The sequence below is a fragment of the Mesorhizobium sp. NFR06 genome (assembly GCF_900115245.1).
Taxonomy (GTDB): Bacteria; Pseudomonadota; Alphaproteobacteria; order Rhizobiales; family Rhizobiaceae; genus Mesorhizobium.
In genome coordinates this window covers 123,465-148,125 of sequence record NZ_FOVT01000013.1, presented here as the reverse complement: position 1 = coordinate 148,125, position 24,661 = coordinate 123,465, and the positions used below count along the sequence as shown (strand labels likewise).

Sequence of the window (24,661 nt, the reverse complement as noted above, 5' to 3'; positions counted from 1 at the left end):
AGTCGCTTACCCGCAAGCCGACATAGCAGGCGAAGCGACTACATGTTGGCGGCGGTCGGCCGCACGATCACTTCGCTGACGTCGACACCGTCGGGCTGCTCCAGGGCGTAGCGGATCGCGCGTGCTATGGCGTCCGGCGTCAGCGACTTTTGCCGCCACTCTTTCAGAGCGGCCGCCACCTGGGGATCGCTGATGTCGTCGCCCAGCTCTGTCGCTGTCACGCCGGGAGAGATGATCGTGGCACGGATGTCGTCGTGCTCCTGGCGCAGCCCTTCGGTGATCGCCCACACCGCATACTTCGTGCCGCAGTAGACCGCCGCGGTGGGCAGCACGAGATGCGCGCCGACGGACGCGACGTTGACAACATGTCCGTTCTTCTGCGCCACAAAGCGTGGCAACACCGCCGCGATCCCGTTCAGCACGCCGAAGATGTTGACGTTTATCATGCGCGCCCACTCATCGCGCTTCAGCGCGGCAAGCGGGGACAGCGGCATAACACCCGCATTGTTGACCAGCATGTCGATCCGCCCGAATTGCGCATGAGCGGCATCGGCAAAAGTGTTGAAGCTTGCCGCATCCGTCACGTCGAGCTCGCGCCAGGCGACCGCTTCGCCAATCTCCTCGGCCAGCGCCATGAGCCGTTTAGTGCGGCGAGCGCCGATGAACAGCCTGGCGCCCGCTGCGGCAAGCTCCCGAACCGTCGCCTCGCCGATGCCGCTCGAGGCACCGGTAATCAATACAATTTTGTCTTTCAGTCCCGTCATGATCGTTTCCTTTCGCTTGCGGTGACGGGGCGCAAGATGGTGGTACGAAGACGGACGGCGGTAGTGTGATCGTCCAAAGAGTTTGCACGATCCTCCAAATGAGCCCGGCCAAGCCTTGCAACATTGCGCGCGATGCGGATTTATGCGACATGCAAAAAATTGCCGATCTGGCTCAGCTGATTTCGCGGTTTGCACCGGTTTCCGGCATGTCCGGCACTGCGGTGCCCCGGCTGTCGCTCATTCGCGCCAACCATCCCAGCGCTCCTGTACCGGCGGTCTATGAAGCTTCGCTTTGCATAATCGCCCAGGGGTCGAAGCGTGTCTCGCTGGCCGGCCAGAGCGTCCTCTACGACGCTTCGAGCTATCTTCTCGTCTCGGTCGACCTGCCTCTGGTTGGCCACGTTCTCGAGGCCAGTCCGACCGCGCCATACCTCTGCTGCAAGATCGATTTCGATGCTGCCGCGCTTGCCGACCTGCTCGTGACGGAAGGCCGCGCTTCCTGTGGCAAGGACCAGCCTGTGCTTGCGGCCTATCCGGGCGACCCCAACCTGATCGATGCCGCCTGCCGGCTTGTCAGGCTGCTCGATCGCCCCGAGAGCATCAAGGTCCTGGCTCCGCTGATAGAGCGCGAGATCCTCTATCGACTGCTGACCGGGCCGCAAGGCGCGACGCTTCGCCAGATGGCGTCGGTGGACAGCCACCTGAACCAGGTCAGTCGCGCCATCGCCACGATCCGTAACGGTTTTCACACGCAGTTGCGGATCGACGAGATTGGCGCCGCGTCAGGCATGAGCGCGTCGTCGCTTCACGCCCACTTCAAGGCAATCACCCGCATGACCCCGCTCGAATACCAGAAACAGTTGCGGCTGCAGGAAGCGCGAAGGCTGATGCTGGCGGACGGGGCCAGCGCCGGCGCCGCCGCGTTCGCGGTCGGCTATGACAGCCCCTCGCAGTTCAGCCGTGAATATCGTCGCCTGTTCGGCGCGCCGCCGCGTCAGGACATCGACCGCCTTCAGGCCACGCCGACCTTCGCCGCAGCCTACTGAGCCCGCACTCCTCACGCCGACTTCAGCACGGTGAACGGCCGCTTCTGCACGGTCCGCTTGGTCTGGAAGCTTGCGGCGGGCATCGGGCGGCCGACGTGGTAGCCTTGCACCTTGTCGATGCCGAATTCGCGCATCAGCGCCAGCTGTTCGTCTGTTTCCACGCCCTCGACCAGGATCTTGTGACCGCGGTTGCGGACAAGCGCGATGATGTCCTGGAGCATCGCCATGCCCTTCGGCGTGCCGCAGTCGTGAAGGAACGAGCGGTCGATCTTGACCGTGTCGAAATCGATCAGGCGCAGCCACGAAAGGCCCGCGAAGCCGGTGCCGAAGTCATCGAGCCAGATCCTGATGCCCAGGAGTTTCAGGTCGCTGATGCAGCGCAAAATGTCGGAGTCCATCTCCAGCTCGCGCCCTTCGGTGATCTCGAAGGCGAGCCTGCTGCCGGCGACGCCGGTCTCGCCGAGGATACCGGCGACCGACGTCGCGAAGCCGGGCGTCTTGAGCTGAATGGGCGATACGTTGACGCTGACGACACGGACATGGTCGTGCGCCAGGAGATCCGTGCACACCGTCCTTATCGCCCAGCGCCCGAGCTCGAGGATGGCGCCGGTGCGTTCGGCGACGGGAATGAACAGGCTCGGCGGCACCAGGATGCCGTCGAGCATTTTGAGGCGCATCAGCGCCTCGACGGCCTCGACCCGGCCCGACGCGACATCCTGGATGGGCTGATAGACCAGTGAAACGAGTTCCCTTTCGACGGCGATCTTCAGCAGGGCCGCGATGTTCTCGCTCTCGTCGCTGCTTTGGGGGTCGGTCGGATCGAACAATCGGGCACAGTTGCGGCCGCCGGCTTTTGCCAGGTAAAGCGCGCGATCGGCCTCGTGGATGATCTTCTCCAGCTTGGCGCCGGCCTGTGTCCTGGTGAATGCCGCGCCGACGCTCACCGTCACGATCGAGATGCCGTCTCGCCGCAGCTCATGCGTGAGCGCCAGGTCCTCCACCGTGCGGCAAATGGCTTGCGCGAGATCCGCCACCTGGTCCTTTTCGTTCATGCGCGCCAGGACGATGAATTCCTCGCCGCCATAGCGGCCGATCGAGCCATTGTATAGCTTGACGAGTTCGCTCAGCGCGTCGGCGACATGGATCAGGCAGCGATCGCCTTCCTGATGGCCGTAGCAGTCGTTGAATTTCTTGAAGAAATCCACGTCGATCAGGATCACCGCGAAGCGATTGCCGAGCTTTTGCCAATCACTCCAGCAATCCCGCAGTTTCTCGTCGATCGCCCGCCGGTTCTCCAGACCCGTCAGCGGATCGGTCCGCGACAGTCTCAAAAGGGCCTTGCCGCGTTCAGTGGCCTCATTGTGCTGGATCTTGGCGTCCAGGGCGTTGAGGAAGACGTTATAGCGCTCCTCATTCAGCTTCCAGTTCACATAGGACGTGAATGTGAAGCAGGAGACGTAGAACGTTCCAAACACGAGCTTATATGTCAGTGAGGCGGGCACGAAATAATTTACGACGTATAGAATAATCAGTATTATTGTCGAAGTTATGATTGAACCTTTGAAGCTGAACGTGAAGAAGAGATTGGCACTCATCATGAAAATAGTGCCGAACACCATATAGTAAGCGACAGTTTCCCGGTCCGCGCCCATGGATGTCGGCCACAACCAGCCGATATAGCCAAAGATGATGGCGGCGGCGCATGTCACATCCAGCCATTGCGTCGCGATCCGGCGACGAAGCTGGGTTTCCAAGGTCAACAGCGCGGTGATGCCGACGACAAAGCGCGCCGTGATCGTGTAGACCGCCACATCCGGTATCAGCATCAGATCCGCTGCCGAAAACAGCAGATATATGGCAACTGCCATCCATAGTCCGGGCCTCGCTTCCGCGCGCCGCTTCGCCTGGGATTCCTCGCGGTAAAGGGCGCGCAGTTCGTCCGACGCCGGCTCTTGCCGCGCTTCGTACGGTTCCACATGCGCCATATCAGCCAGTCTGGATGCAACGCGCTCGTTCGCGATGAACCCCGGTTCAAGCGATTTTAGCGCTTCGGACTCTTTTCTCGCTTCTGCCCCCACGCGGGCCCGCTCCTTGGGAAACATCGATTAGCTGCGCAATAAAATGCAATGGCGCGAGACAAGTTTGCGTTAACTCGACCCCGAAATCCGACCCGCAAAACATCATTGAACCGACATGGTTGGCAGGAAATTAATCATATTGGTAAAATGCTATCGAACGCCCGTTGGCAAATGAGACATTCTACGTAATAAATTAATAGACTGTTAACCATGGAGCATCCGGTGCAAACCGTTTTTGACGGCAAAAGCCTCATTACTGCCAAGACGATTGCCGCCAGCCTTCCTCGCGGAAAGCCTGAGCATCATGGCGAAGCGTTCGAGACCGCTCGCTCGGAGCTGGCGCTCATCCTGTTAACGACAGAGCAGCAGATCGAACAGCAGAAGGATCCGGCGGAGATCGTTCGCCGTCTGCTGTCGGTGCTGAACGCGCTGCGTTCGAGGGTCCATTCCGATGTCTGGCAGGCCTTGATACCGGTGGCGCAGAGCCATGCGATCCTCCAGTATTTTCTCCAGGATCCCCTCACCAACTGGTCCTTCACCAAGCCCAGAGGCTATTCCGGCGACGCGCAGTTGCTCGACTACATCTACTGCGACCCGCATGTGGCCGACGACGTGGCAAGCGCCTCGGAGATCGGGAAAGCGCTCTACAGCCACACCCAGAACGTGCCGTCCTGCGTCGCGGCCCGCGAACGGCGCGACCTGTTGACACGATATGTCGATGAGACGGCGACAACGAACGCGCCGGAAGCCGAGGTCCTTGCGATCGCCGCTGGCCATCTGCGCGAGGCCAATCGTTCGACCGCGCTGGCCGAGGGCAGGCTCAAGCGCTGGGTCGCGCTCGACCAGGATCCGCAGAGCGTCGGGCTGATCGCGCGCGACTTCCAGGGCACCGCCGTCGAGGCCATCGACGGCTCGGTGCGAACCGTGCTGACCAGAGGCCATAAGCTCGGCAAGTTCGACCTGATCTATGCCTCCGGCCTTTACGATTACCTCCAGCACAATGTCGCGGTGAAACTCACCAAGACTTGCCTGCAGATGCTGAAGCCGAACGGGAGGTTCCTGTTCGCGAACTACGCCGAGGGCACCCCCGACGCGGGCTACCGGGAAACGTTCATGGACTGGGTGTTGCTGCTGCGGTCTGAGGCCGAAATGTGGAACATCATCAATGCCAGCGTCGACCGCAACAGCGTCGAGGCGCAGGTGTTCTTCGGCGAAAACCGCAACGTGCTCTACGGCGTCATCGAAAAGCGCGGATAGCTATCGATCGCTTGGCTCCATGCGCGCCCGTGCCCGGGCGCGCCGACCATTCGAAGCCCCGGCTTCAGACTGTCACCACGATCTTGCCGAACTGCTCGCCCGATTCCAGGAAGCGATGCGCCTCGACGATCTCCTCGAACGGGAACGTCCTCGCGACAATCGGCTTCAGCGCGCCGGATGCGAGGCCGTCGAGGATGAAAGCCTTGGCGGCTTCCAGGCGGGCAGCATCGCCGGTGATTTCGTGGACGAGATAGCCGCGCAGCGTCAGCGTTTTTGCCAGTACATCGGATAGCGGGAACGGCGTCGGCTCGGGGCTGAGGCCGCCATACTCGATAAGGATGCCGCCCGGCGCCATTGCCGCCGTCAGCGGCGTGAAGATCGGGCCGCCGACTGGGTCGAGGACGACGCGCACGCCTTGCGGCGCGATCTCCTTCAGCCGCGCTTCGAGATCCTCCTCCCGCGCGGCCACGACATGCGCGGCGCCGGCATCGAGCAGCGCCTTCTTCTTCAGCGATGTCCGCGTGACGGCGATCGGCGCGGCGCCGATCGAGTTGGCGATCTGAATGGCGGCCAACCCGACGCTGCTTGACGCGGCGGTGATGACGACGGGCTCGTCACGGCCGAGACGAGCGATGTCGATCAGCGCACCGTAAGCGGTCAGATACTGCATCCATGTCGCGGCGGCGGCCTCGAAGCCAAGCGAAGGTGGATGCTTGACGACGAGTTCGGCCGGAAAGGTGACGAGGTCGCCATAGGCCGGCCAGCGCGCCATCGAACGCGGCGGGATGATGCTGACGGCATCGCCGGGCGCGAGGCCATCGACGCCCTCGCCGACCGACTCGACGACGCCCGCCGCCTCGAGGCCGAGGCCTGACGGCAGCGGCGGCGTCTCGATATAGGCTCCTCTGCGCATCGAGGCTTCGGCGCGGTTCAGGCCCAGCGCCTTGACGCCGATCCGCACCTCGCCTGGACCGGGCGGCGACACCTCGACATCCTCGATGCGCAGTACTTCCGGCCCGCCGTGCGTGTGAAAGCGAACAATTCTTGCCATCCGGGCAACTCCAAATCCATTTGATGGAATGCACTATGCAAGGGCACGCGAAAGCGATAAACCGCGCCGGAGGCAGAACAGTCGAAACGATTGGTTTTGAATATGGACCGTCTCGAAAGCATGGACGTCTTCATCAAAGCGGTCGACCTAGGCTCGTTCGCGGCCGCCGCGGCGGCGCTCGACCTGTCGGGACCGATGGTCGGCAAGCATGTGCGCTTCCTCGAAGAGCGGCTCGGCATGCGCCTGCTCAACCGCACGACGCGCCGGCAAAGCCTGACCGAATTCGGCCGCGCCTATTACGAGCGTTGCAGGATCGTGCTTGCGGAGGCAAAGGCCGCGGACGCGCTGGCGGCCGACCAATTGTCCGAGCCGCGCGGAAAGCTGCGCGTGACGATGCCGGCGCATTTCGGGCGCCACTGCGTCACGCCGATCCTGCTCGAACTGGCGCGGCGCCATCCCACGCTGGAGCTTGACCTGTCGCTCAGCGATCGTTTCGCCGACCTCGTCGAGGACGGCTTCGACCTGGCGATCCGCACCGGCACGCTGGATGACAGGGCCGGCATCATCGCGCGCCGCGTCGCGCGGCAGCGCATGGTTGTCTGCGCTTCGCCTTCATACATCGCTAAGTTCGGCCAACCGCTCCAGCTCGAAGATATCGCCGGCCATCAGGCGATCGTCTACCGGCGGCTCGGCCAGGGGCTGCAGCCGTGGCTGTTCCCGCGCGACGACGGCTCCGTCGCGGGGATCGCCCCGGTCGGGCGGCTGCGGCTCGACGACCTCGATGCCATCGCCGACGCCGCGACCGACGGCATGGGTCTTGCATGGCTTCCGTACTGGCTGGTGCGTGAACGTGTCGAAGCCGGCGCGCTGATGCGGCTGCTGCCGGACCAGCGCGACTATCTCTATGACTGCCACGCGCTCTGGCTGCAGACGCCGCATCTGCCGCTGAAGGTGCGGCTGGCCGTCGATGCGCTGGCGGCGCGCTTGCCGAAGATGATGAGCTGACCGCCGACCGCCACGCTGATGGAAAAGGATCAGTTCAGCGAAATCCACGCGGTCTTGAGGTCGGTATATTTCTCGATGGCGTGGAGCGATTTGTCGCGACCGAAGCCGGACTGCTTGAAGCCGCCGAGCGGCACCGTGATGTCGGCGCCGCCATAGGTGTTGACGTGGACGACACCGGCGTTGATGGCCCGCACCATGCGATGCGCCGTCGACAGGTTCGATGTCCACACTGCCGACGCAAGACCATAGACGGTCGCGTTGGCGAGGTGCACCGCTTCTTCTTCCGTCTCGAAGCGCATGACGCCGAGCACCGGCCCGAACACCTCCTCGCGGGCGAGCTGCATTTTCTCGGTCACGTTCTCGAAGATCGTCGGCGCCATGTAGCTGCCGCCCGTCTCCGCCAGGATGCGTTCGCCGCCGGTGACGAGACGGGCGCCCTCCTCCGAGGCTTTGGCGACGAAGCCGAGATTCTTGGTCAGCTGCTCGGCGCTCGAGACCGCGCCGATATCGCTGCCGAGGTCGAGCGGGTCGCCGACTTTCAGCTTCGTCGTTGCCTTGAGAAGCTCATCCATGAAGCGGTCATAGACCGAGGCCTGGACGAGCAGCCGCGAGCCGGCGACGCAGACCTGGCCGGAATTGCGGAAGATGCCGTTGGCCGATACCACCGCTGCCTGTTTCAGGTCCGGCGCATCGGCCAAGACGATGTTGGGTGACTTGCCGCCGAGCTCGAGGAAGACGCGCTTCAGGTTCGAGCGGGCGGAATATTCGAGCAGGCGGCGACCGACCGGACCGGAGCCGGTAAACGCGATGGCGTCGACATCCATGTGCAGGCCGAGCGCTTCGCCGGCGACGGAACCGCGGCCGGTGACGACGTTGAAGACACCTTCGGGCAGCCCGGCTTCGGCTCCGAGCTCCGCCAGACGCAGCAAGGTGAGCGAGGCGATCTCCGGCGGCTTGACGACTATTGCATTGCCGGCCGCCAAAGCCGGCGCAATCTTCCAGGCGCCGATCATCAGCGGGAAATTCCACGGCACAATCACGCCGACGACGCCGAGCGGCTCCTTGTGGATGAGGCCGAGCACATTGTCGGGCGTCGGCGCGATCTCGCCATAGACCTTGTCGATCGCCTCGGCGTAGTAGCGGATGGTGCCGGCGGCAGAGAGCGGCTCGGCCTTGTAGGCCATGCCGATCTCGGTGCCGTTGTCGCGCACGCCGAGCACGGCCAGTTCCAGAGCGTTTCTTTCGACCAGCTCGGCGAATTTCAACAATACCTTCTTGCGAAAGGCGGGTGCCGCGCGCGACCAGGAGCCCTTGGCGAACGCCTTGCGCGCCGAGGCCACCGCGCGATCGACATCGGCGGCGGCGGAGTCGGCTATGCTGGCGAAGGGACGGCCGTCGATCGGCGAGGTCACCTGCAGGCTGGCGCCGCTTTCCGCATCCGAATGGGCGCCATCGATGAACAGTTGCCGCGCGCCGACCTCCAACTTGCGCAGCGTGTCGATGGCGTCCTGGTCGATCATTATCAGCTTGCTCCAAAGGCTACGTGAAGTGTCGCCGGCGCGCGGAACTCCCAGCCGCGGAAGACCGGCTCCTTGCCCGGCACCAGACGACGAACCAGAGGTTGACCGCCGGCACGAAGGCGACCGGGGCGCTGCGCCGCAATTGCGCGTAGATCGGATAGGGGTCGGCTTCCAGCGCCTCGACCGTGATGTTGTCGGCAAAGCTCATGCCGCTGCTCCCGTTGCGCCAACAAGGGGCGGCGCGGGCGCCGCCCCTTCTGCCTTCAATCGCTCAGCGGCTGGCCGAGCCTTTCGAAGGCGGCCGGATCCCGGCCCCTCAAAGCGCCCGCCAGCAGCAGGCCGACGACGGCGGCGACCAGCACCAGTGCCGGCAGGAACACGCCGAGGAAGCCGCCGGCCCCCGACAGGCTGCCGAAATTGATGACGATGAGGTAGATGATGATGACGAAGGCGACAAAGGTCAGCCCTGGCAGGATCGTGGTTTTCAGCGCATTCTCCTGATTGGACGGGTTGGCGCGGAAGTACATCACCACGGCGAGCGAGGCGACCGCCATCATGACGATGACGCCGAGCGTGGCGACGTTGGTGAGCCACGAAAACAGCGCCAGCACCGGGTCGAGGCCGAGTACCGCGAAGAGCCCGACGACGACGGCCGCAAGCACGGTCTGGATCACCGAGGCGACATGCGGGCTTTGATGGGCCGAATGAGTCACCCCGATAGTCTGCGGCAAAAGCTTCTCGCGGCCGGCGACATAGATGTAGCGCGCGACCGCGTTGTGGAACGCCAGCACGCCGGCGAAGAGGCTCGACACAAATAGGATGCTCATGGCGTGCGTAAGCAGCGTTCCGGCGTAGCGGTCCGACATGCCGAACAGGAAGGTGGTCGGATCCTGCAGCGCCTGCAGCGCCGGCAAGAGCTTGTCGACGCCCGTGCCGACCGCCATCAGCCAGGCGGTGACCATATAGAACAGGCCGATCAGGATGACCGAGAAATAGGTCGCGCGCGGAATGGTCACCTTGGGATCGCGCGCCTCCTCGGCATAGATCGTCGTCGCCTCGAAGCCGATGAAGGCGGCAAAGCAGAACAGGATCGCGATGGCCGGCGCGCCGCTGCTGATCTGGCTCCAGCTGAAAGGCGCGCCCGACAGGCCGCTGTCGCCACCGGTTTTGAAGATGGCGAGGTCGAGGATCAGCACCACGACATATTCGGCGAGGACCAGCACGGTCAGGATCTTGGCCGACAGGTCGACCTGTCGGTAGCCGAGCACGGCGACGATGGCGATGGCGATGAAGCTCCACACCCACCATGGCAGATTAATGCCCCAGCCGGCGAATAGGCCGGAGGTAGCGGCGCCCAACAAGCCCATGACACCGATCTGCATGGCATTGTAGGAGAGGATCGCGATCAACGCGACAGCGCCGCCGGAAAGGCCGCCAAGGCCGCGCGCGGCATAGGCGTAGAAGGCGCCGGCGTTGCCGATATGACGCGACATGGCGACATAGCCAACCGCGAACAGAAGCAGCAAGAGCGTCACGATGAGGTATGTGCCGGCAAAACCGGCGCCGTTGCCCATCAGCATGCCGAGCGGCGTGCCGCCGGCGACAGCCGTGAGCGGTGCGGCCGCCGAAATCACCATGAAGGTGATGGCGCCGACGCCGAGGCTGTTCTTCCTCAGCCGGTTCATTTCACCGGCTTCGACAGTGGTCATTTTTCCCTCCATTCCGCGCTGCGGAAACCAAGTGTCCCTGAAATGCCGAGGGTCTTCTGGCGGCCCGATGTTCATTTCACTATTTGCAACGGCATTTCGATATTAGACTTGCAAAGGAATCGACTTGCTGTCAAGTTAATTCGCACGTTAAGTATATGAGGAGGATCCGACAAGCGATGAGCACGGTGGCCAAAGCCATTTCGCTGCTGGAGATGCTGGGCAGCGGCGCGCCCGAAGCGGCGCTTGCCGACCTTGCCAAGGCCGCCGGCTTCGACAAGGCGACGACACGCCGGCTGCTGGTTTCGCTCATTGCGCAAGGGCTGGTCGACCAGGACGAGACGACGCGCCTCTATCGGCTTGGCGCCGGCCTGACGCGGCTGGCACTGATGCGCGATGCGCAGTTTCCGTTCCTGCGCGTGGCGGTACCCGTGGTCGAGCAGTTGGCGGCAGAGACCGGCGAGACCGTGCATCTTTCGGAATATTCGAAGCGCGGCCTGATCACCGTTCAAGTCATTGAATCGGCCAAGGCCAACCGTGTCAGCGTGCGGCTTGGCGAGGTGCTGCCGATGCATGCGACCGCGTCGGGCATCGCCTTCCTGGCTTTTGCCGAAGAGCGCATCCGCGAAGGCATTGTCGCCGGGCCGCTGCCGGCATTCACACGCTTTACGATCGGCGACGTGCAGACACTCGCCGATCGTATTGCGGCTGCCCGCGCCCGGGGTCATTCGACCGGCTCCCAGGGCTATGAGGAAGGCGTGCTCAGCGTCGCCGCCCCAATCCTCGGCGCCGACGGCTTCGCCATCGGCACCATCGCAGTTGCTGCACCCCAGGTGCGCATCCGCAAGGGCGACATCGAACGCCACGGCGCCAGCGTCGCGGCGGCGGCGCGCGACATCACCGAACGGCTTTTCGGACCGAACGGCGTGCCGGGCCGCAAACGCGCATGACACCATCGACAAAATTGCGGGGAGATTGACGTGGAGGAGAAACGCCGAATCCTGGTTATCGGCACCGGCGACACCAAGGCCGACGAGCTTTTGTTCATGCGCGAGCGCATCGAGGCCGTCGGCGGCGTCGCGGTGATGATGGACGTCAGCGTGCTTGGCGATCCGCCCTACAGGCCGGAGCACGACCGGCATGCCGTAGCGCGCGCGGCCGACACGACGATCGAGGCGATCACCGCCAGCGGCGATGAGAACACCGCGATGACGCTGATGGCGCTCGGCGCCTCTCGGCTGGCGCGCGCGCTCTATGACAAGGGCGAGATCGACGGCTTCATAGCGCTCGGCGGCTCGATGGGCACAGACCTTGCGCTCGACGTGGCCCTGGCGCTGCCGCTCGGCGTGCCGAAATTCGTCGTCTCGACGATCGCCTATTCGCATCTCGTGCCGCCGGAGCGGATCGCCACCGACCTGATGATGATCCTGTGGGCGGGCGGCCTCTATGGCCTCAACAGCGCCTGCAAGGCGGTGCTGTCGCAGGCCAGCGGCGCGGTGGTCGGCGCGGCGCAGGCCGTTGTCAAACCCGATGCCTCGCGGCCGAAGATCGGCATGAGCTCGCTCGGAAAAAGCTGCCTGCAATATATGGTGACGCTGAAGCCGGAGCTGGAAAAGCGTGGCTATGAGGTGATCGTCTTCCACACCACCGGCATGGGTGGACGCGCGCTGGAGGCGATCGCGGCGCAGAAGGGCTTCGTCGCGGTGCTCGACTTCAGCCTGCAGGAGCTTGCCAACCAGCTCACCGGTTCGGTGGTCAACTCCGGGGCCGACCGGCTCGAGAATGCCGGGCGGCAAGGCATCCCGCAAATCATCGCGCCCGGCGCCATCGATATGGTGGATTTCCCGACCTGGCAGGCTGTCCCTTCCCGCTTCACCGAGCGCCCCTACCACGCGCATAACCGACTGCTCGCCTCGGTCACCTCGGACGCCGCGACACGCCAGGAGATCGCACGCGCCATCGGCGACAAGCTTGCGGCGGCGACGGGGCCGACCGCCTTCATCCTGCCCGCCGGCGGCATCCAGCAATGGGACCAGGAAGGCGAGCCGCTCTACGAACCGGAGGCGCTGTCGGCCTTTGTCGAACAGATGCGTTTGAGCGTGCCCGCCAATGCCGAACTGCACGAGATCGCCGCCCACATCAATGACGCCGCCTTCAGCGCGAAGGCGCTGGAGATCTTCGATCGCTGGGTGGCCGAAGGCATCGTTCCGCCCGGCGTTTCGGCCGGCAGGCGCGTGGCATGAGCAGCGCGAGGCCGCAGGCGCTGGTGCTCGACTTCGGCGGCGTCGTCACCCGCACGCTGTTCGAGACGCATGCGCTGACCGAGCGCGCGCTCGGGCTCGAGCCCGGCACGCTCGACTGGCGCGGGCCGTTCGACCCGGCCTCGGATCCACTATGGCGCTCCATGCAAGCCGACGAGATCAGCGAGCGCGACTACTGGAGGACACGCACGCGCGAGGTCGGCCGGTTGGTCGGCGAGGACTGGCGGGACATGTCGACTTTCGTGCAACGGGCGCGCGGCGCCGACCCGCAGGCGGTGGTGCGGCCCGAGGCCGAGCGGGCAATCCGCATCGCGCATGAGGCGGGCGTCAGGCTCGCCATCCTCTCCAACGAACTCGACCTGTTCTACGGCAAGTCCTTTCGCGAGCGGCTGCCGCTGCTTGCGCTGTTCGAGACGATCGTCGACGCGACCTATACCAAGGTCCTCAAGCCAGCCCTTCGCGCCTATGCAATGGTCGGCGAGGCGTTGGAATTGCCGCTCTCGGCCTGCATCTTCGTCGACGACCAGAAGCGCAATGTCGACGGCGCGGTCGCCGCCGGCATGCGCACCGTTCATTTCGACGTCGCCCGACCGGCGCACAGCTATGCCGAGGCGCTCGGCGCTTTCGGCCTGACGCTCTCCTAATCGGAAAAACCGGAGCCCCTCGCGATGCGTGACATCAATTTCCTCACCGAAAACAACGCCAAGCCGATCTGGCATCCGATGGCGCATCCGGCTGAGATGCGGACGACGCCGCCAAAGATCATCATGAAGGGCGAAGGCGTCTCGGTCACCGATGCCGAAGGCCGCACCGTGCTCGATGCCGTCGGGGGCTTGTGGAACGTCAACCTCGGCTACAGCTGCGACCCGATCAAGAAGGCGATGGCCGCGCAACTCGACGCCCTGCCCTATTATTCCGGCTTTCGCGGCACCTCGACCGGACCGTCGATCGAGCTTGCCTACGAACTTACCGAATGGTTCGCGCCGGAGGGCATGGTGCGCGTCTTTTTCACCTCGGGCGGATCGGACTCGGTCGAGACGGCGCTCAGGCTTGCGCGGCAATACTGGAAGATCCGCGGCCAGGGCGACCGGACGAAATTCCTGGCGCTGAAGAAGGGTTATCACGGCACGCATTTCGGCGGCGCCTCGGTCAACGGCAACGCCAATTTCCGGCGCAACTACGAGCCGCTTTTGCCCGGCGTGTTCCATACCCCGGCGCCGTGGACCTACCGCAATCCGTTCGACGAGACCGATCCGGCGCAGCTCGCGAAACTCTGCGCGCGAGCGATCGAGGAAGAGATCGCCTTCCAGGGCGCCGACACGATCGCCGCCTTCATCATGGAGCCGGTGCTCGGCGCCGGCGGCGTCATCGTCCCGCATGAGAGCTTCATGCCGATGGTGCGGGCGATCTGCGACCGCCACGACATCCTCCTGATCGCCGACGAGGTGGTGACCGGCTTCGGCCGCACCGGCGCCTGGTCGGGGTCGCGGCTCTCCAACACTAGGCCGGATTTCATGACCGTCGCCAAGGCGATCACATCGGGCTATTTCCCGCTCGGCGCGACGTTGATCGGCGCCAAGGTCGCCGACGTTTTCGAGGCCGACAAGACGAGCTTCGGCTCAATCGGCCACGGCTATACCTATTCCGGCCATCCCGTCGGCTGCGCGGCCGGTCTGGCGACCCTGGCCGAGACGAAACGGCTTGCCGTCAACGAGAACGCCGCCGCGCGCGGCGTCGAGCTCGGCAAGGCGCTGGAGGCTCTGAAGGCGAAGCACCAGCTGGTCGGCGATGTCCGCTATCAGGGGCTGATGGCTGCGCTCGAGCTGGTCTCGGACCGCGCCACCAAGAAGCCGGTCGACAAGAAGACGATGGCCGTGGTCGCGGAGGGAGCCTACGGCGCCGGCGTCATGCTGCGCGTCTCCGGCAACAACATCATCCTGTCGCCGCCGCTGGTGATCTCGTCCGCCGACGTGGCGAGGATTGCGGAGGGGCTGCATGCGGGGTTGGCGGCTGCTGCCGCAGCCTAGGCAATAGGGCTTAGGCAGTAGGCAATAGAGGGCATAGAAGGCAATGCCTACTGCCTACACTGCCAGCCTCTCTTTCCGCCATGCCGCCGGCGACAGGCCAACGGCCTGTCGGAAGAACCGCGAGAAATAGGCGGGGTCGTTGAAGCCGGTCTCGTAGGCGATGTCCTCGACCGGGCGTATGGTGAAGAGCAGCAGGCGCTTGGCCTCGACCAGACGCCGTTCGCCAACGGCTTGGCGCACACCGCAGCCCAGCACCTGATGCGCTGCCTTGTCGAGCAGATGCCTGGTGGTGCCGAGCTCCCCGGCATAGCGTTCGACCGGCCAGTCGTCGCGGAAGTGGCGATCGATGAGTCGCTTCAGCCGGCCGCCCAGCGCCACGGCCACCGGCACCGTGACCGCATGCGATTGCGCGTCGAGCCGGGCGATGTGCGACAATGCCACCGCGATCAGCGGCGGCAGTATTTTTTCCGCGCCAGATTGCGCCTCGGCATATTCGGCCTGGATCATCCTGACCGTGTCGCCCAGCCTTTGCCAGAGCGCCGCGTCGCCTCGCCCGGTAACGAAGACGGGCTGGTCGAGAGGCAGCGCCGAATGGTCCGCGATCACCGCGAGCGCCGCATCCGCGACCGAGACGACGATGGCGTCGGTGCCCGGCTCGATGTCGAACCCATGCACCACGCCGCTCGGCATGAAGCTCGCCGTCGGCGCCGAAAAACTCCAGGTCCCGTCTTCAATCCGGTAGATGCCCTGTCCGCTCGTCCAGAGGGTGATCTGCGCCATTTGCGGGTGTTTGTGCGCCAGAACCTGGCCTCGATGCACAGAAGCGCGGGCCTGCACGGTCTCGACATGCAGGAAACCGACGTCGAGCGCCCGCGCCGGTTCGCCATAGACGAAGTACTCCGGAATAGTGGTCTGGCTCATAAGTCGCCCGAAAAAGTCCAAGCGGTTTTGCGCTTTCGTCCATAAACCATTGCATCGCTTGCGGCTACTGTCGACTAATCAAGGGAGGATCATGATGCGATCGGAAGAATTCCGGGCCGACAAGTCGCGGCCGTTCACGGGCGCCGAGTATCTGGCGAGCCTGCGCGACGGGCGCGAGGTCTATATCAATGGCGAGCGGGTGGCCGACGTCACCAGCCATCCGGCGATGCGCAATTCGGTGCGTTCGTTGGCTCGCCTCTATGACGCGCTGCATGATCCCGCGCAGCAAGCGGTCCTGACCGCGCCCACGGATACCGGCTCGGACGGCTACACCCACAAATATTTCCGCGTTGCCCATTCCGCCGCCGAGCTTGCCCTGCAGCAAAGCGCGATCGCGCACTGGGCGCGCATGACCTATGGCTGGATGGGCCGCACCGCCGACTACAAGGCTGCGCTGATGAACACGCTCGGCGCCAACGCCGAATGGTACGGGCCGTTCAAGGACAATGCCCGCGCATGGCACAAACGCGCCCAGGAAGCGGTCCTGTTCATGAACCACGCCATCGTCAATCCGCCGATCGACCGACATAAACCGGCCGAGCAGGTGAAGGACGTATTCGTGCACATCACCAAGGAGAACGAGGCCGGCATCTGGGTGTCGGGCGCCAAGGTGGTGGCGACGTCGTCGGCGCTCACCCACTATAATTTCCTGGCGCAGAGTTCGGCGACGGTCACCGAGGATCCGTCGCTGTCGGTGATGTTCATCGTGCCGATGAACGCGCCGGGGATTAAGATGTTCTGCCGCGTCTCCTACGAGCAGACGGCGAACACCGTCGGCCACCCCTTCGACTATCCGCTGTCGTCGCGCTTCGACGAGAACGACGCGATCCTGGTGCTCGACAACGTCTTCGTCCCCTGGGACGACGTGCTGGTGCTGCGCGACGCGCAAAAAATCCTGTCCTTCCACCCGGCATCCGGATTCATGCATGGCTATTGCTTCCAGGGCTGCACGCGCTTTGCCGTCAAGCTCGACTTCCTCGCCGGCCTGCTCGCCAAGGCATTGCGCGCGACAGGCGGCGACGCGTTCCGCGGCAACCAGGCAGCGCTCGGCGAGGTGATTGCGCTGCGCCACATGTTCTGGGGCTTTTCCAATGCGATGGCACACAATCCGATCCCTTGGGCGAACGGCGCGGTGCTGCCCAACCTCGAGGCGGCGCTCGCCTATCGCACCTTCATGTCGGAGGCCTATCCGCGCGTCATCGACACGGTGCGACGTGTGGTCGCCTCGGGGCTGATCTATCTCCCCTCCTCGGCCAAGGATTTCGACAATCCGGAGATCGACCGCTACCTTGCGCAATATGTGCGCGGCTCGAACGACATGGGCCATGTCGAGCGCATCAAGATCATGAAGCTGCTGTGGGATGCGACCGGCACCGAGTTCGGCGGACGCCATGCGCTCTACGAGCTCAACTACGCCGGGGCGCCGGAAGAGGTGCGGCTGCAGGTGCTGAAGGGCGCCGAGCGCGGCGGCCGGCTGAAGCAGATGGAGGAGTTGGTCGACCAATGCATGGCCGACTATGACGAGAAGGGCTGGACCGGCGACACCTGGCTGCCGCCGCTTGCGGCCCAGACCAAGTGACGGAGGCCGGCGATGGAAGCGGCCATGACGGCACAAGTCGCGAGGCTGGAATTCCGCGAGGCCATGGCGCGGGTCTGCGCGCCGGTCAACATCGTCACCACCGACGGCCCGGCGGGACGCGGCGGCTTCACCGCGACCGCCATGTGCAGCGTTTCCGACGATCCGCCGACGCTGCTGGTGTGCATGAACGAGCGTTCGGCGCAGACCGGCATGTTCCTCGCCAACCAGCGCTTCTGCGTCAATGTGCTCACCCAGTCGCATATGCATCTGGCGGCGAAATTCGCCGGCGCGATCCGCGACATGGCCGAACGCTACAATGCCGCGCGATGGCAGACCATGCCATCCGGCATGCCGGCGCTGCTCGACGCCATCGTCAGCTTCGATTGCGAGATCGGCGCGGTGAACAAGGTCGGCACGCACAATGTGATGTTCGGTCGCGTCGTCGACATCCGCCATGGCAGCGACGAGGCGGCACTGCTCTATGTCGGGCGAAACTACATGCAGCCGAGCGCGCTGGGGAGCTTTGGCGGGTGATCCTAGCCCTCCGTCGACTCCGACTGGATCAGGCTCTCCAGCATGTCGAGCAAACGCTCATGCTGCTCGGCGCCATAGCGCTTTTCGATCGCATCGTAGATGGCGGTGCGCTCGGGCGAAAGCTCCTCGATCAGCGCCAAGCCGGCCGGGCTGATGGCAAGCAGGGCGCGGCGGCCGTCCTCCTTGACCTTGTTTCGGCTGATGAATTCCCGCTCCTCCATCGCCTTGATGATGCGGGTCAGGCTGGGCGGCAGGATCGAGGCCCGGTTGGCGAGTTCGGTTGCCTCCAGCGGGCCGGCTTCGGCCAGCACGCGCAGCACGCGCCACTGCTGCTCGGTGATGTCGTGTCGGGCAAGCATCGGCCGGAAATGCGCCATGATCACTTCGCGGGCGCGAAGCAGAGCCATGGGCAGGGAGCGGCGGGTGCTGGGCGGTAGCAAAGTCAGGTCTCCGAAAAATCCAATCCAGTACGACTCGCGGCAAATATTAGGGCTATATCCGCGATTTTGCCGAGAGCGGCAATCCCACTCGCGGAAGCTGCATCTGCATGGAGAACGACGCTTGACATTCGGCCGTCAAGATGTAATTCACATGTTAACTACAAGTGGGAGGAAACCCTTGCCACACATGGCGATCGAATATTCGGCGAATCTCGACGCGAAGGTCGACATGACCGAGCTCTGCGCTCTGATCTCGCGCGCCATCCTCGAAACCGGGCTGTTCGAGCCGGGCGCCGTCAGGGTGCGCGCCTTCCGCGCCGAAGCCTATGCGATCGCCGACCGGCTGCCCGAGAACGGCTTCATCGACCTGAATTTCCGCATCGGCAAGGGACGCACCGCCGCGGAGAAGAAGAGCGCCGGCGAAGCGATCTTCGCGGCGGCCTCGGATCATCTCGCATCGCTGTTCGCCACGCCGCATTTCGCGCTGTCGCTGGAGATCCGCGAGATCGACGCCGAACTGAGCTGGAAGAAGAACGCCATCCACCCGCGGCTCCGTGGCAAGTGACGGGCGCGGCAAAAAACTAGAACGGGAAAGATACCATGGCGGCACTGGACGACAATTTGAGGAAGGCCGAGGCCTATCTCGAGCGCTTCAGGAAAGGCGGCGTGCTCAACCAGATCGCCGGTGAGACCGTGCCCTCCATCGACGGTTCGACATATGAGACGATCTCGCCGATCGATCTGAAGCCGATCGCCAGGGTCGCGCGCGGCAAGGCCGCCGACATCGACCGCGCCGCCAAGGCGGCAAAGGCCGCCTTCAAGGACTGGGCCGCGATCTCCGGCGACGCCCGCAAGAAGCTGCTGCATAAAATCGCCGACGCGATCGTCGCCCGCGCCGAGGAGATCGCCTTCGTCGAATGCATGGACACCGGCCAGTCGCTGAAGTTCATGGCCAAGGCGGCGCTGCGCGGCGCCGAGAACTTCCGCTTCTATGCCGACCGCGCACCGGAAGCGCGTGACGGCCGCTCGCTGAGAGCGCCCGGCCAGCTCAACATGACGACGCGCGTGCCGATCGGCCCGGTGGGCGTGATTACGCCTTGGAACACGCCCTTCATGCTGTCGACCTGGAAGATAGCGCCGGCGCTCGCCGCCGGCTGCACGGTGGTGCACAAGCCGGCAGAGTTGTCGCCGCTGACGGCCCGGCTGCTGGTCGAGATCGCCGAGGAAGCCGGCCTTCCCAAGGGCGTGTGGAACCTCGTCAACGGTTTTGGCGAGGATGCCGGGCGGGCGCTGACCGAGCACCCCGACGTCAAGGCGATCGGCTTCGTCGGCGAGAGCCGCACCGGCTCGATGATCATGCGCCAAGGCGCTGAAACGCTGAAGCGCGTGCATTTCGAGCTCGGCGGCAAGAACCCGGTGATCGTCTTCGCCGACGCCGATCTGGAGCGCGCCGCGGACGCCGCCGTCTTCATGATCTATTCGCTGAACGGCGAACGCTGTACCTCGTCGTCCCGCCTGCTGGTCGAGGCGTCCGTGCACGACAAGTTCACCGATCTGGTGGCTGAGAAGGCCAAGCGGATCAAGATCGGGCACCCGCTCGATCCGGAGACCGTGGTCGGACCACTGATCCATCCGGTGCACGAGGAAAAGGTGCTGTCCTATATCGAGATCGGCAAATCGGAAGGCGCGGTGGTCGCCGCCGGCGGCGGCAAGTTCGCCGGTCCGGGCGGCGGCTGCTATGTCAGCCCGACGCTGTTCGTCGGCGCCACCAACAAGATGCGCATCGCCCAGGAGGAAATCTTCGGGCCGGTGCTGACCGCCATTCCGTTCAAGGACGAGGCCGAGGCGCTGGCGCTGGCCAACGACACTCAATACGGCCTCACCGGTTATCTGTGGACCTCGGACGTCACCCGCGCCTTGCGCTTCACCGACGCGCTCGACGCCGGCATGATCTGGGTGAATTCGGAGAATGTGCGGCATCTGCCGACGCCGTTCGGCGGCGTCAAGAGCTCGGGCATCGGCCGCGACGGCGGCGACTGGTCGTTCGACTTTTACATGGAAACCAAGAACATCGCGTTCGCCACGGCGCCGCATCCGATCCAGAAGCTCGGCGGCTGAGCGGAGACACAAATGGCCCTGCCCCAACCCAACCTATACCCCGCCTTCAATATCGTACGGCTCAGCCATGTCGAGCTGGCTGTGACGGATCTGGCGAAATCCCGCGCCTTCTATGTCGACACGCTCGGCCTGCAGGTGACCGACGAGACCAGCGGCGCCATCTACCTGCGCGCCATGGAAGAGCGCGGCCATCACTGCATCGTGCTGCGCAAGGCGACGACACCGGAAGCGCGCGACCTCGGCTTCAAGCTGTTCTCCGACGAGGACCTCGACAAGGCAGCGCATTTCTTTGCTGCCAAGGGCCTGCCGGTCGAATGGGTCGAGCGGCCCTACCAGTCGCGCACCTTCCGCACCCGCGACCCGCACGGCATCCCGCTCGAATTCTATTCCAGGATGGAACGGCTGCCGCCGATCCATCAGAAATACGCTTTATACAAGGGCGTGAAGCCGCTGCGCATCGACCACTTCAATTGCTTCTCGCCGAACGTCGATGAGGCGGTCGCTTTCTATAACGAGCTCGGCTTCCGCGTGACCGAGTACACCGAGGACGCCGAGACGGGCAGGCTATGGGCGGCGTGGACGCACCGCAAGGGCGGCGTGCACGACATCGCCTTCACCAATGGCCTCGGCCCGCGGCTGCACCATGTAGCCTTCTGGGTGCCGACGCCGCTCAACATCATCGACCTGCTCGACCTGATGGCGACCACCGGCTATGTCGGCAACATCGAGCGCGGTCCCGGCCGGCACGGCATCTCCAACGCCTTCTTCCTCTACATCCGCGACCCCGACAACCATCGCATCGAGATCTATTGCTCGGACTACCAGACGGTCGATCCCGATCTGGAGCCGATCAAGTGGGATCTGAAGGACCCGCAGCGCCAGACGCTGTGGGGCGCGCCGGCGCCGCGAAGCTGGTTCGAGGAAGGCAGCGTCTTTGCCGGTGTTGAGCCGCGAAAGTCGGATCTGGCGGCCTCGCCGATTGTAGCGCCTTGATGGGCTGTTGGGAGATGTTCGCGTTCCTTCGCGCCCCCCTCTGTCCTGCCGGACATCTCCCCCACTTGGGGGGAGATCAGATGTCACGCAGACTTTCGCCAGTTTTCGACGTTGCAAGACAAGCGCCGACCATGCGGCAAGCCAATCTCCCCCCTCGTGGGGGAGATGTCCGGCAGGACAGAGGGGGGCGCCGTAGAACTCGGCGCTTCCGCTTGGCCAGCAGGGACGACTACGGAGGATCAGTATGAGCGCGGCGCGCCTCGCCACCTTTACCGTCAACGGCAAGACGCGCTACGGCGCGATCACCGGAAAAGGCATCGTCGACCTGTCGGCGCGACATAGCGAATGGCCGACGCTGCGCGAAGTGATCGAGGCCGGCTCGCTGAAAAAACTCGCCGATGAGGCCGAAGGCCTCGCCGCCGATTTCGCGGTCGAGGACATCGCCTACGAGATCCCGGTGCCCTCCCCGGAAAAGATCATCTGCGTCGGCGTCAACTATCCGGACCGCAACGAAGAGTACAAGGACGGACAGGCGGCGCCCTCGAACCCGTCGCTGTTCACCCGCTTCCCGCGCTCCTTCGTCGGCCATGGCGCGCCTCTGGTGCGGCCGCCGGAATCGCCGCAACTCGATTATGAGGGCGAGATCGTCATTGTCATCGGCAAGGGCGGCCGCAGGATCGCCGAGGCGGATGCGCTGGGCCATATCACGGCACTTTCGCTCTGCAACGAAGGCACCATCCGCGACTGGGTGCGGCATGCCAAGTTCAACGTCACGCAGGGCAAGAACTTCGACCGGACCGGCTCTATAGGCCCCTGGCTGGTGCCGTTCACCGACGAGGCACAGATCGCCGACATCGCGCTGACCACGCGCGTCAATGGCGAGGTTCGCCAGCAGGACCGCACTGGCCGCATGATCTTTTCCTTCCGCAAGATCATCAACTACATCTCGACCTTCACCACGCTGGCGCCGGGCGACGTCATCGTCACCGGAACACCGACCGGCGCCGGCGCCCGCTTCGAGCCGCCGATCTGGCTCAAGCCGGGCGACGTGATCGAGGTCGAGGCCGAAGGCATTGGCTTGCTGCGCAACGGCGTCGTCGACGAACGGGCCGGCCGATGATGACGGAAGAACAAGTCGAGGACGCCGCGCGCAGGCTGTTCGACGCCGAACGCGATCGTCGCCAGATCAGGCTGCTCAGCCTAGAATTTCCGCAGGCGACGATGGACGATGCCTACCGCGTGCAGGCAGCGCTGGTGCGGAGGAAAGCCGCTTCGGGGCTCACCGTCAGTGGCTGGAAGATCGGCCTGACCTCGAAGGCGATGCAGTCGGCGCTCAGCATCGACATCCCGGATTCCGGCGTCCTGTTCGACGACATGTTCTTCGAGGACGGCGGCACGGTGCCGGCCGGCCGCTTCATCCAGCCGCGCATCGAGGCGGAGATCGCCTTCGTCATGAAAGCGCCGTTGGCGGGCCCCGACGTGTCGATCGACGACGTGCTCGACGCCACCGACCACATCACGCCGGCGCTGGAAATCCTCGACACCCGCATCGAGCGGATGAACAAGGAAACCGGCAAGATCCGCACCTTCTTCGACACCATCTCGGACAACGCCGCCAATGCCGGCATCGTCGTCGGCGGCCGCGCGGTCGGCGCGCGCGAGGCGGATCTGCGCTGGATCGGCGCCATCGTGTCGCGCAATGGCGAGGTCGAGGAAACGGGCTTAGGCGCCGGCGTGCTCGATCATCCGGCCAAGGGCATCGTCTGGCTCGCCAACCGGCTCCATCAATACGGTATGCGCATCGAGGCCGGCCAGGTCGTGCTGTCGGGCTCCTTCATCCGGCCGGTCGAATGCCGGCATGGCGACCGGATCGTCTCGGATTTCGGCCCCTTCGGTGCGATCCGCATCGGTTTCGCCTGAACGGCGCATTTTCACAGACACATGAAAGAAAAAGGCCGGGCACGAAAGCGGCCCGGCCAAAAATGAAGGCCATAACCTTCAGAGGGGAACATCGTCCGGCGCAATGGGAGGAAAACACCGAACGACACGCCATATGTGGGCGCTTGCCAGCATGTTTGCGACGAACAGAATTCCAAAAACTATCCAAAACGCGAAAAAATCTCGCTCGGACGGCCGCAAAACGTCAGCCGGCCGCCGCTGTCGTTGCGAGCAGATCGGCATAGTGCCGCCGCGCCACGTCGGGATGCGACCTCAGCCGGCTCTTCAGCACATTGGCGCCGACGTTGCGGAACAGCGGATTGTCGGGATCACTGGCCGGCCCGCGCGCCTCGGCCGCCAATTCCTCCGGCAGGTCGAGCAGCGGTATCGTCGCATCGAGCCGGGCGCTGAAGAAGAAGGGGACGGAGATGCGCTCGACGCCGGCCGGCGGCGTGACCACGCGGTGGACGGTTGCCCTGAGATAGCCATTGGAGGCCAGTTCCAGCAGCTCGCCGATGTTGACCACAAGCGTGCCTGGAATGGGATCGACGTTCACCCAGCTGCCGTTATACTCGACCTGCAGGCCCTTGTTCTCGTCCTGCAGCAGAAGGGTGAGAAAACCGCCATCCTTATGCGCGCCGACGCCCTGGTCGTCGCCGGTCGCGTTGCGGCCGGGATAGCGCACGATCTTCATGCGGTGGTTCGGCTCGCCGCGATAGATCGGGTCGAATGCGACTTCCGGCTGGTCGAGCGAGAGCGCGAAGGCCTTGAGCAGCCGGATCGCCACGTCGGTCGCCTTGGCCTGCCAGGCAAGCAGGGCGGGCTTGAGATCGGGAAGTGCGGCAGGCCACTGGTTCGGGCCTTGCAGCCGCGTCCAGGCCGGCACGCCCGGCCCTTGCTGGATCGTCGCGCGCTCGACGCCGATGTCGAGCTGCTCGCGCCAGTCGGCCTTGCCTTTGGTCAGTTCGCCGCCGGCGCGCGTATAGCCACGGAACTGCGGTGACTTCACCATCTCGATGGCGAGCTTATCGGCTTCCGGCAAGGCGAAGAAGCGGCGCGCCGCGTCGAGCACCGCATCGATCTCCGGTTGGGTGATGCCGTGGCCACTGAGATAGAAGAAGCCGACATCGCGAGCGGCGGTTCGCAGATCAAACAAGAAAGTCCGCAGTTCCGACGCGCCCTGTTCCAGGCGGTCGAGATCGAGCACGGGAATTATTCTGGGCATTGACAGGCTCCTTCTGCGGCACCTCTTCGTTTTTCCGGACGGAAAACCGCTGCGCACTTTCCGGGAATTGCTTTAGCGACCCGGCCGCACGATGACATGCGCGTCATTGCAGGTGAAGAAACGCGCCGACCAATCTCA

23 protein-coding genes are annotated in these 24,661 nt (G+C 64.4%); 14 read left to right on the top strand and 9 right to left on the bottom strand.

The genetic code is table 11. The features are described from left to right. Window positions 1-38: 38 nt before the first annotated feature. Window positions 39-764, bottom strand: a complete 726-nt coding sequence (locus tag F3H96_RS21970; protein WP_149803805.1) for an SDR family oxidoreductase — start codon at window positions 762-764, stop codon at window positions 39-41. A 149-nt stretch (window positions 765-913) separates the two neighbouring features. Here F3H96_RS21970 and F3H96_RS21965 point away from each other — a divergent pair, with 149 nt between their 5' ends. Further along, window positions 914-1,810 (top strand): AraC family transcriptional regulator, encoded by an 897-nt coding sequence (locus F3H96_RS21965; RefSeq protein WP_149803804.1) that lies wholly within the window; start codon window positions 914-916, stop codon window positions 1,808-1,810. An 11-nt stretch (window positions 1,811-1,821) separates the two neighbouring features. On the opposite strand, the gene F3H96_RS21960 is transcribed toward F3H96_RS21965, so the two are convergent. Further along, on the bottom strand, window positions 1,822-3,795 hold the full coding sequence (locus tag F3H96_RS21960) for an EAL domain-containing protein (protein WP_244620102.1): 1,974 nt from the start codon (window positions 3,793-3,795) through the stop codon (window positions 1,822-1,824). Window positions 3,796-4,110: 315 nt separating this feature from the next. Here F3H96_RS21960 and F3H96_RS21955 point away from each other — a divergent pair, with 315 nt between their 5' ends. Continuing rightward, the gene (locus F3H96_RS21955; protein WP_149803802.1) at window positions 4,111-5,145 is read left to right on the top strand and encodes a class I SAM-dependent methyltransferase; all 1,035 of its coding nucleotides are present in this window, start codon (window positions 4,111-4,113) and stop codon (window positions 5,143-5,145) included. 64 nt (window positions 5,146-5,209) lie between these two features. Here F3H96_RS21955 and F3H96_RS21950 read toward each other — a convergent pair whose 3' ends face one another. Further along, window positions 5,210-6,196, bottom strand: a complete 987-nt coding sequence (locus F3H96_RS21950) for a zinc-dependent alcohol dehydrogenase family protein (RefSeq protein ID WP_149803801.1) — start codon at window positions 6,194-6,196, stop codon at window positions 5,210-5,212. Between the two features lie 102 nt (window positions 6,197-6,298). Here F3H96_RS21950 and F3H96_RS21945 point away from each other — a divergent pair, with 102 nt between their 5' ends. Next, a complete protein-coding gene (locus F3H96_RS21945; RefSeq protein WP_149803800.1) occupies window positions 6,299-7,201 on the top strand; it encodes a LysR family transcriptional regulator in 903 nt (300 codons plus the stop codon). A gap of 29 nt (window positions 7,202-7,230) precedes the next feature. On the opposite strand, the gene F3H96_RS21940 is transcribed toward F3H96_RS21945, so the two are convergent. The 3 genes from F3H96_RS21940 to F3H96_RS21930 are packed head-to-tail and all read right to left on the bottom strand — an operon-like array spanning window position 7,231 to window position 10,442. After that, complete coding sequence (locus F3H96_RS21940; RefSeq protein WP_149803799.1) at window positions 7,231-8,721, bottom strand: aldehyde dehydrogenase; 1,491 nt, start codon at window positions 8,719-8,721, stop codon at window positions 7,231-7,233. Between the two features lie 19 nt (window positions 8,722-8,740). Continuing rightward, window positions 8,741-8,929, bottom strand: coding sequence for a hypothetical protein (locus F3H96_RS31220; RefSeq protein ID WP_244620101.1), 189 nt, complete (start codon window positions 8,927-8,929; stop codon window positions 8,741-8,743). A 55-nt stretch (window positions 8,930-8,984) separates the two neighbouring features. After that, window positions 8,985-10,442: an APC family permease gene (locus F3H96_RS21930; protein WP_188131494.1), complete on the bottom strand. Its 1,458-nt coding sequence runs from the start codon at window positions 10,440-10,442 to the stop codon at window positions 8,985-8,987. Between the two features lie 164 nt (window positions 10,443-10,606). Here F3H96_RS21930 and F3H96_RS21925 point away from each other — a divergent pair, with 164 nt between their 5' ends. The 4 genes from F3H96_RS21925 to F3H96_RS21910 are packed head-to-tail and all read left to right on the top strand — an operon-like array spanning window position 10,607 to window position 14,715. Continuing rightward, the gene (locus tag F3H96_RS21925) at window positions 10,607-11,377 is read left to right on the top strand and encodes an IclR family transcriptional regulator (RefSeq protein WP_149803797.1); all 771 of its coding nucleotides are present in this window, start codon (window positions 10,607-10,609) and stop codon (window positions 11,375-11,377) included. 30 nt (window positions 11,378-11,407) lie between these two features. Next, the gene (locus F3H96_RS21920; RefSeq protein ID WP_149803796.1) at window positions 11,408-12,670 is read left to right on the top strand and encodes a Tm-1-like ATP-binding domain-containing protein; all 1,263 of its coding nucleotides are present in this window, start codon (window positions 11,408-11,410) and stop codon (window positions 12,668-12,670) included. Further along, on the top strand, window positions 12,667-13,332 hold the full coding sequence (locus tag F3H96_RS21915) for an HAD-IA family hydrolase (RefSeq protein WP_149803795.1): 666 nt from the start codon (window positions 12,667-12,669) through the stop codon (window positions 13,330-13,332). The genes F3H96_RS21920 and F3H96_RS21915 overlap by 4 nt, the downstream gene beginning before the upstream one ends. A gap of 24 nt (window positions 13,333-13,356) precedes the next feature. Further along, window positions 13,357-14,715 (top strand): aminotransferase class III-fold pyridoxal phosphate-dependent enzyme, encoded by a 1,359-nt coding sequence (locus F3H96_RS21910; RefSeq protein ID WP_149803794.1) that lies wholly within the window; start codon window positions 13,357-13,359, stop codon window positions 14,713-14,715. A gap of 54 nt (window positions 14,716-14,769) precedes the next feature. On the opposite strand, the gene F3H96_RS21905 is transcribed toward F3H96_RS21910, so the two are convergent. Continuing rightward, a complete protein-coding gene (locus F3H96_RS21905) occupies window positions 14,770-15,636 on the bottom strand; it encodes a helix-turn-helix domain-containing protein (RefSeq protein WP_149803793.1) in 867 nt (288 codons plus the stop codon). Between the two features lie 94 nt (window positions 15,637-15,730). On the opposite strand from F3H96_RS21905, the gene F3H96_RS21900 reads away from it, so the two are divergent. Both F3H96_RS21900 and F3H96_RS21895 read left to right on the top strand, forming a co-directional pair. Beyond that, the gene (locus F3H96_RS21900) at window positions 15,731-17,275 is read left to right on the top strand and encodes a 4-hydroxyphenylacetate 3-hydroxylase N-terminal domain-containing protein (protein WP_149803837.1); all 1,545 of its coding nucleotides are present in this window, start codon (window positions 15,731-15,733) and stop codon (window positions 17,273-17,275) included. Between the two features lie 24 nt (window positions 17,276-17,299). Further along, entirely contained in the window at window positions 17,300-17,809 is a 510-nt protein-coding gene (locus F3H96_RS21895) for a flavin reductase (protein WP_149803792.1), read from the top strand. Window positions 17,810-17,811: 2 nt separating this feature from the next. Here F3H96_RS21895 and hpaR read toward each other — a convergent pair whose 3' ends face one another. Then, complete coding sequence (gene hpaR / locus F3H96_RS21890; RefSeq protein WP_244620100.1) at window positions 17,812-18,216, bottom strand: homoprotocatechuate degradation operon regulator HpaR; 405 nt, start codon at window positions 18,214-18,216, stop codon at window positions 17,812-17,814. Between the two features lie 211 nt (window positions 18,217-18,427). Between hpaR and F3H96_RS21885 the strand changes: the two genes are divergently transcribed. From F3H96_RS21885 to hpaH, 5 genes are all read left to right on the top strand, one after another. After that, entirely contained in the window at window positions 18,428-18,814 is a 387-nt protein-coding gene (locus F3H96_RS21885) for a 5-carboxymethyl-2-hydroxymuconate Delta-isomerase (RefSeq protein WP_149803790.1), read from the top strand. 35 nt (window positions 18,815-18,849) lie between these two features. Then, entirely contained in the window at window positions 18,850-20,367 is a 1,518-nt protein-coding gene (hpaE, locus tag F3H96_RS21880; RefSeq protein ID WP_149803789.1) for a 5-carboxymethyl-2-hydroxymuconate semialdehyde dehydrogenase, read from the top strand. A 12-nt stretch (window positions 20,368-20,379) separates the two neighbouring features. Then, the gene (gene hpaD / locus F3H96_RS21875) at window positions 20,380-21,360 is read left to right on the top strand and encodes a 3,4-dihydroxyphenylacetate 2,3-dioxygenase (protein ID WP_149803788.1); all 981 of its coding nucleotides are present in this window, start codon (window positions 20,380-20,382) and stop codon (window positions 21,358-21,360) included. A gap of 244 nt (window positions 21,361-21,604) precedes the next feature. Continuing rightward, window positions 21,605-22,480 carry a fumarylacetoacetate hydrolase family protein gene (locus tag F3H96_RS21870; protein WP_149803787.1) on the top strand — a complete coding sequence of 292 codons (876 nt, stop codon included), beginning with the start codon at window positions 21,605-21,607 and terminating at the stop codon, window positions 22,478-22,480. After that, the gene (hpaH, locus tag F3H96_RS21865; protein ID WP_188131493.1) at window positions 22,477-23,280 is read left to right on the top strand and encodes a 2-oxo-hept-4-ene-1,7-dioate hydratase; all 804 of its coding nucleotides are present in this window, start codon (window positions 22,477-22,479) and stop codon (window positions 23,278-23,280) included. Before F3H96_RS21870 ends, hpaH begins: the two co-directional genes overlap by 4 nt. Window positions 23,281-23,503: 223 nt before the next feature. Here hpaH and F3H96_RS21860 read toward each other — a convergent pair whose 3' ends face one another. Next, window positions 23,504-24,523 (bottom strand): isopenicillin N synthase family oxygenase, encoded by a 1,020-nt coding sequence (locus tag F3H96_RS21860; protein WP_149803785.1) that lies wholly within the window; start codon window positions 24,521-24,523, stop codon window positions 23,504-23,506. Between the last annotated feature and the right edge of the window lie 138 nt (window positions 24,524-24,661).